The organism is Streptomyces sp. NPDC043876, assembly GCF_056435825.1.
This window is the reverse complement of record NZ_JBWKDV010000038.1, coordinates 1-8,200: the sequence shown is the minus strand read 5'-3', so window position 1 is coordinate 8,200 and position 8,200 is coordinate 1. Positions and strand designations below refer to the sequence as shown.

The window sequence follows — 8,200 nt, the reverse complement described above, 5'->3', positions numbered from 1 at the left end:
ACCAACGACCAGTCGACAAAAGGCTCCAGCGCCTTCGCACACTCATCCACCCGAGCAGCGAACACCGGCGAGGAACCCAGCAAGGCCTCGGCCATACCCACCCACTGCGACCCCTGCCCGGGGAACACGAAAGCGGTCTTCCCGGTGCCCACGGACCCGCGGGCCAGGCCGGCAGCCGCCGCCTCGGTCTCCAGTGCGTTGAGGACGCGCAGGAGCTCCTCGCGGTCCTCGGCCACGACCACCGCGCGGTGGTCGAAGGCCGCGCGGGTGGTGACGAGGGAGTACGCCACGTCGACGGTGGCCGTATCGGGCACCTCCTCCAGGTGGGCACGCAGCCCGGCTGCCTGGTCGCGCAACGCGTCCGCGGACTTCGCCGACAGTACGTACGGCAGGGCCGGCATCGCCGGCGGTCCGGCGGGGGCGACAGGCCGGGGCTCCTCATCGGGAGCCTGCTCGATGATCGTGTGCGCGTTGGTGCCGCCGATGCCGAAGGACGATACCGCGGCGCGGCGCGGACGGCCGGTCTCGGGCCAGGGGGTGGCCGATTCGAGGAGGGAAACGGCGCCCTCGGACCAGTCGACGTGCGGGGTCGGCTCGTCGACGTGCAGGGTCTTGGGCAGGACTCCGTGGCGGATCGACTGCACCATCTTGATGATGCCCGCGACACCGGCAGCGGCCTGCGTGTGACCCACATTGGACTTGATGGAACCGAGCCATAGCGGCTGGTCCTTCGTGTGCTCCCGTCCGTAGGTGGCCAGCAGCGCCTGCGCCTCGATCGGGTCGCCCAGCGTCGTGCCCGTACCGTGTGCCTCGACGGCATCGACGTCCGCGGCGCTCAGACCGGCGTTGGCCAGGGCCTGACGGATGACCCGCTGTTGGGAAGGCCCGTTCGGGGCGGTCAGACCGTTCGAGGCGCCGTCCTGATTGACGGCCGAACCCCGGACCACCGCGAGGACCGGGTGGCCGTTGCGGCGGGCGTCCGAGAGCCGCTCCACGAGCAGCATGCCCACGCCCTCACCCCACGCGGTGCCGTCCGCGGCGGCCGCGAAGGGCTTGCAGCGGCCGTCGGTCGCGAGACCACGCTGCACGCTGAAGGCGATGAACGTGCCCGGGGTGGCCATCACGGTCACGCCGCCCGCGAGGGCGAGGTCGCACTCACCGCTGCGCAGGGCCTGGACGGCGAGGTGCAGGGTGACGAGCGAGGAGGAGCAGGCCGTGTCGACGGTGACCGCGGGGCCTTCGAGACCGAAGGTGTACGACACGCGGCCCGAGGCGACACTGCCGGAACTGGCCGTGCCCATGTAGCCCTCCAGGCCCTCGGGGGCGCGGTGGAGGAGGGTGCCGTAGTCGTTGTACATGACGCCCGCGAAGACACCGGTCCGGCTGCCCCGCAGGGCGGCCGGGTCGATACCGGCCCGCTCGAAGGCCTCCCAGCTGGTCTCCAGGAGGAGACGCTGCTGGGGGTCGGTGGCGAGGGCCTCGCGGGGCGAGATTCCGAAGAACGTCGGGTCGAAGTGGTGGGCGTCGTGGAGGAAGCCACCGGCGGTGGCGTAGCTGCTGCCCGGCCGGGCGGGGTCGGTGAGGTTCTCGACGTCCCAGCCGCGGTCCTCGGGCATGGCGGAGATGGCGTCCCGGCCGTCCCGCACCAGGCCCCAGAGGTCTTCGGGCGAGCGGACACCGCCGGGAAAGCGGCAGGCCATGGCGACGATCGCGATCGGTTCGTCGTCGTGGACCGTGGTGGCGGCGGCTCCCGCTGCGGTCTCCTGACTGCCGAGCAGCTCGGCGAGCAGGTACTCCGCCAGCACCGCGGGGGTCGGGTAGTCGAAGACGAGGGTGGCGGGCAGCCGGACGCCCGTGGCTCCGCCGAGCCGGTTGCGCAGCTCGACGGCGGTCAGCGAGTCGAAGCCGACCTCACTGAACGATTTCGCCGGATCCACCGCTTCGACACCGGCGAAGCCGAGCACCGCCGCGACCTGACCTCGTACGAGCTCCAGCACGGCCGCGGCACGCTCGCCTTCGACCAGCGCGGCGATCTGCCGGGCGAACGCACCGCCCGCGGCGGCACCGCTACGGGCCCGGCGGGCGGGCGTACGGACCAGACCCGTCAGCAGTGGCGGAACCATGCCGCTGCCGGCCTGGGCTCGCAGAGCGGCCAGGTCCAGCTTCACCGGCACCAGCAGCGGCTCCTCGGCGGCCGTCGCGGCATCGAACAACGCCAGACCCTCAGCGGCCGTCAACGCCCCGACACCACCGCGACCCAGCCGGGAGACCTCGTCGGCGTCCAACGTGCCGCCCATACCGCCCACTTCGGACCACAGGCCCCAGGCCAGCGAAGTCGCCGCCAGACCCCGGGCCCTGCGGTGGGCCGCCAACGCATCCAGGAAGACATTGCCCGCCGCGTAATTCGCCTGACCAGCGCCACCGAAGACACCCGCCGCAGAGGAAAACAACACGAACGCGGACAGATCGAGACCCTCGGTCAGCTCATGCAGATTCCACGCCGCATCGACCTTCGGCCGCAACACCGCCGACAACCGCTCGGCCGTCAACGAACCGATCACACCGTCATCCAGCACACCCGCCGTGTGCACCACCGCGGTCAACGGATGCTCCGCCGGAATCTGGGCCAGCACACCAGCCAGAGCCGCACGATCGGCCACATCACAAGCCGCCCAGACGACCTCCGCACCCAGCGCCGCCAACTCCGCCGAAAGCGACGGGACTTCACCACGACGGCTCACCAGCAACAGACGACGCACACCCCGCTCGGCGACCAGATGACGGGCGAACAACCCGCCCAGCGAACCACTCGCACCCGTCACCAGCACCGTACCCGCGCCACCCCACGCCAAAGACCCCCCACCAGCAGCCGCCCGAGCCAGCCGCGGCACCAGCAAGGCACCCCCACGCACCGCCACCTCGGACTCACCCGAAGCCAGGACCGCCGAGACACCCCCGGACACATCCCCGTCCACATCGACATCGACATCGACATCGACATCGACCAGAACGATCCGGCCCGGATTCTCCGACTGCGCCGAACGCACCAAACCCCGCACCGCCGCACGCACCAGGTCGGACACACCCTCACCCGGCACCGCTTCCACCGCACCCCGCGTCAAGAACACCAGACGCGAATCCACGAACCGCTCATCGGCCAGCCACACCTTCAACAGCTCCAGCACACGAGCCGTCTCCACGTGGACCGCATCCGCCACACCACCCTCGGGCAGCCCCACGCACGGCACCACCAGCGCCGCCGGAATCTCACCACCCTCCGCCACGGCCACACCCAACCCGGCCAGGTCCGCGAACACCTGCGCACCCTCACCCAGCACCAGCCAGTCGTCGAACGACCCGACCGCAGCCACCGACGTCCACTCCACCCGGAACAGCGAGTCGTACGCGCCCGTGCGCTGCCCGAGCCGGTCGGGCGAGAAGGCACGCAGGGTCAGCCTGTCCACCGAGGCGACCGGCGCACCGTCCGCGTCGGCGATGTCCAGCCGCACCGCGTCCCGGCCGGCCCGGGAGAGCCGTACGCGCAGGGCGTCCGCACCCGTGGAGCGGACGGACACGCCGGACCAGGAGAACGGCAGCCGCCCCTGACCGGTGTCCTCCACCAGCGAGCCGAGGTTGATGGCGTGCAGCGCAGAGTCCAGCAGGGCCGGGTGGATCGTGAAGTAGGCGGCCTCCGGGGCGGTTTCAGGGGCCAGGGCGACCTCGGCGAAGACCTCCTCGCCGCGGCGCCAGGCGGCTTGCAGGCCCTGGAACACGGGACCGTAGCCGAAGCCGGAGTCCCCGAGCACGTCGTAGAGGCCGTCCACCGGGACGGGCTCCGCTCCGGCCGGCGGCCAGGCCGCGAGGTCGAACACCCGCGGCTCGGTTTCATCCTCGGCCAGGACCGCGGTGGCGTTCCGCACCCAGGGTTCGTCGGCCGCCGCGCGGTCGTCACGGGAGTGGAAGACCACGGAGCGGCGGCCCGACTCGTCGGGGGCCGCGACCGTGACCTGGAGCTCGACGCCGCCGTCCTCGGGGAGGACCAGCGGTGCGGCCAGCGTCAGGTCGTCGACGAGCCCGCAGCCGACCTGCTCACCGGCCCGCAGCGCCAGCTCGACGAAGGCCGTACCGGGCAGGAGGACGGAACCCATGACCGTGTGGTCCGCGAGCCAGGGGTGGGTGGCCGCCGACAGCCGACCGGTGAGGAGGAGGCCATCGGCGTCGGCCAGGGTCACCGAGGCGCCGAGCAGCGGGTGGTCTGCGGAGCGGAGACCCACGGTGGTGACGTCCGCACCGAGGGTGCCGGTGTCGAGCCAGTAGTGCTCGCGTTGGAAGGCGTACGTGGGCAGGTCTACGCTCTCGGCTCCGGTACCGGCGTGGTAAGCGGTCCAGTCGACGGCGAGGCCGCGGACGTGTACGAGGGCGAGGGCCTCGGTGACGGCTCCGGCCTCGGTACGGTCCTTGCGGAGGGCGGGCGCGAAGGCGGCGCCTTCTCCGGAGACGCAGTCCTGGGCGAGGGCCGACAGGACGCCGTCAGGCCCGAGTTCGACGTAGGTGGTGACCCCTGCCGCCTCCAGCGTCCGGACACCGTCGAGGAACCGGACGCCTTCACGGACGTGCCGCACCCAGAACTCCGCCGAACCCATCTCGTCCGAGACCAACGCACCCGTCAGGTTGGAGACGACCGGGATCCGCGGAGCGGCGAAGGACAGGCCCGCCACCACCCTGCGGAACTCCTCCAGCATCCCGTCCATGTGCGGGGAGTGGAACGCATGGCTGACCGTGAGCCGCTTGCTCTTCCGGTCGGCGAACACCTCCACCACCGCGAGCACAGCGTCCTCGTCACCGGCAACGACCACCGACTGCGGACCATTGACCGCAGCGATGCTCACCCGCCCGGTCAGCAACGGCAGGACCTCGTCCTCCGACGCCTGCACCGCCACCATCACACCACCCGACGGCAACGCCTGCATCAGCCGCCCGCGAGCGGCGACCAACAAGCACGCGTCCTCCAACGAGAACACACCCGCCACATGCGCGGCCGCGATCTCACCGATCGAATGGCCGGACAGGAAGTCAGGCTTGACACCCCACGACTCCAGCAGCCGGAACAACGCCACCTCGACCGCGAACAACGCCGGCTGCGCATACTCCGTACGATCCAGCACCACCGCATCCCCGCCGAACAACACCTCCTCCAGAGGCAGTTCGAGGTTCATCGCCGCACACACCGCGTCCAGCGCCTCCGCGAACACCGGGAAGGCGTCATACAACTCACGCCCCATCCCGAGCCGCTGACTTCCCTGCCCGGTGAACAGGAAGGCCAGCTTGCCCCGGGTTCCGGCCTCGCCCCGGACGATCCGCGTCGAAGCGGGGTCGCCCGACGCCAGTGCCGCGAGGTCGGCCAGGGCCTCGCTGCGGTCGCCGGCCAGGACGACGGCGCGGTGTTCGAGGGCGGCGCGGCCGGTGGCCAGGGTGCGGCTGACGTCCTCGGCACGCTGGTCGGGGTGGGCCCTCAGGTGTGTGAGCAGGCGCTCCGCCTGGGCCCGCACGGCATCCGCCGTGCGGGCCGAGACAGGCCAGGCCAGGACGGGGGGTACGACGACGCGGCGCGGCGCGGCGGTCTCACCGGCCCCGGCCTCCCCGGGCTCGACGGACTCGACGGGCTCGACGGAGTCGGCCGGCTCGGCCGGCTCAGCGGCGGGGGGCTGCTCGATGATGGTGTGCGCGTTGGTGCCGCTGATGCCGAAGGACGACACGGCGGCGCGGCGGGGACGACCGGTGTCCGGCCAGTCCACCGTCTCGCGCAGCAGCGACACCGCGCCCGCGGACCAGTCGACCTTGGTCGACGGCTGGTCGACGTGCAGGGTCTTCGGGATCCGCCCGTGCCGGATCGCCATCACCATCTTGATGACGCCGGCGACGCCGGCGGCGGCCTGCGTGTGCCCGATGTTCGACTTGATGGAGCCGAGCCAGAGCGGCTGGTCCTCCGTGTGCTCCCGGCCGTACGTGGCCAGCAGGGCCTGGGCTTCGATCGGGTCGCCCAGCGTGGTGCCGGTGCCGTGGGCCTCGACCACGTCGATGTCGGCGGCGGTGAGCCGGGCGTCGGCCAGGGCCTGGCGGATGACGCGTTGCTGCGAGGGCCCGTTCGGGGCGGTCAGGCCGTTGGAGGCGCCGTCCTGGTTGACGGCCGAGCCGCGGACCACGGCCAGCACCCGGTGGCCGTTGCGGCGGGCGTCGGAGAGCCGCTCCACGAGGAGCATGCCCGCGCCCTCGCCCCAGCCGGTGCCGTCGGCGGCGTCCGCGAAGGACTTGCAGCGCCCGTCGAAGGACAGGCCGCGCTGGCGGCTGAACTCGGTGAAGGTGCCGGGGGTCGGCATGACCGTCACGCCGCCGGCCAGTGCGAGCGAGCACTCGCCCTTGCGCAGGGCCTGCATGGCGAGGTGCAGCGTGACGAGGGAGGAGGAGCAGGCGGTGTCGACGGTGAGCGCCGGGCCCTCCAGGCCGAAGGTGTACGAGACACGGCCGGAGGCGATGCTGCTGGAGGCACCGGTGCCGAGGTAGCCCTCGACCTCCGGCGGCACGGCCCGCAGCCGGGACGCGTAGTCGTGGTACATGACGCCCGTGAAGACACCGGTCCGGCTGCCGCGCATCGAGGTCGGGTCGATGCCCGCCCGCTCGAAGGCCTCCCAAGAGGTTTCTAGCAGGAGCCGCTGCTGCGGGTCCATCGCCAGGGCCTCACGGGGCGAGATCCCGAAGAATTCGGGCTCGAACCGGTTGGCGGAGTGCAGGAAGCCGCCCTCCTGCACGTAGCTCGTGCCCCGCCCGTCGGGGTCCTCGTCGAAGAGGCGCCCCGTGTCCCAGCCCCGGTCGGTCGGGAAGGGGGAGACGGCGTCGGTCTCGCCGGAGACCAGCCGCCACAGGTCCTCGGGGGACTCGACGTCACCCGGGTAACGGCAGCTCATCCCGATGATCGCGATCGGCTCCTGCTCCTCCGACTCGACCTCCTGGAGGCGGCGGCGCGTCTCGTGGAGATCGGCCGTCACCCGCTTCAGGAAGTACCGGAGCTTTTCCTCGTTCATGCGTGCATCCCTCGGGCAGAAACCGGACAGTCGGAGTGGTGAGAAGGGGCGGGGCGGAGCTGCCGGGTCATGAGATGCCGAACTCCTTGCCGATGAAGTCGAAGAGGTCGTCGTCGGTCGCGCTCTCCAGGGCCTCGGCCACGTCGGCTCCGCCGGAGCCGGCGGCCAGGGCACCGGCCTCGCTCCATGCGGTCAACAGGGCCTGGAGGCGTTCGGTGATGCGGTCGCGGCCGGCGTCGTCGGGCGACGACGTGACGAGGGTCTTCTCCAGCCGGTCCAGCTCGGCGAGGAGCGGGGGTACTGCTGCCGCGCCGTCCTGCCAGAGCTCGTCCCGCAGGTATTCCACGAGCGCGGTCGGGGTCGGGTAGTCGAAGACGAGGGTGGCGGGGAGGCGGACGCCGGTGGCGCCGCCGAGCCGGTTGCGCAGTTCGACGGCGGTCAGCGAGTCGAAGCCGACCTCGTTGAACGACCGTACGGGGTCGACCGCTTCAGGTCCGGCGAAGCCGAGGACTCCGGCGACGTACGAGCAGACCAGCTCCAGGAGCGCTTCGTCCCGCGCTGCAGGGGCGAGGCCGGTGAGGCGCTCGCGCAGTTCCGCGCCACCGTCCGGGCCCGTGGCGGCACCGCTACGGGCCCGGCGGGCGGGCGTACGGACCAGACCCGTCAGCAGTGGCGGAATCATGCCGCTGCCGGCCTGGGCGCGCAGAGCGGCCAGGTCCAGCTTCACCGGCACCAGCAGCGGCTCCTCGGCGGCCGTCGCGGCATCGAACAACGCCAGACCCTCAGCGGCCGTCAACGCCCCGACACCACCGCGACCCAGCCGGGAGACCTCGTCGGCGTCCAACGTGCCGCCCATACCGCCCACTTCGGACCACAGGCCCCAGGCCAGCGAAGTCGCCGCCAGACCCTGAGCCCTGCGGTGGGCCGCCAGCGCATCCAAAAAGACATTGCCCGCTGCGTAGTTGGCCTGGCCCGCGCCACCGAAGACACCAGCGGCTGAAGAGAAGAGCACGAACGCCGACAGGTCGAGACCCTCGGTCAGCTCATGCAGATTCCAGGCCGCATCCACCTTCGGCCGCAACACCGCCGACAACCGCTCGGCCGTCAACGAACCGATCACA

The 8,200-nt window shown here is 71.7% G+C and carries 2 protein-coding genes; both read right to left on the bottom strand.

Features of this window, described 5'->3' with window-relative positions:
* The coding region (locus AC0693_RS38485; protein WP_478804588.1) for a type I polyketide synthase at positions 1–7,079 on the bottom strand (7,079 nt) is incomplete at its 3' end.
* A gap of 67 nt (positions 7,080–7,146) precedes the next feature.
* The coding region (locus AC0693_RS38480) for a beta-ketoacyl reductase (protein ID WP_478804587.1) at positions 7,147–8,200 on the bottom strand (1,054 nt) is incomplete at its 5' end.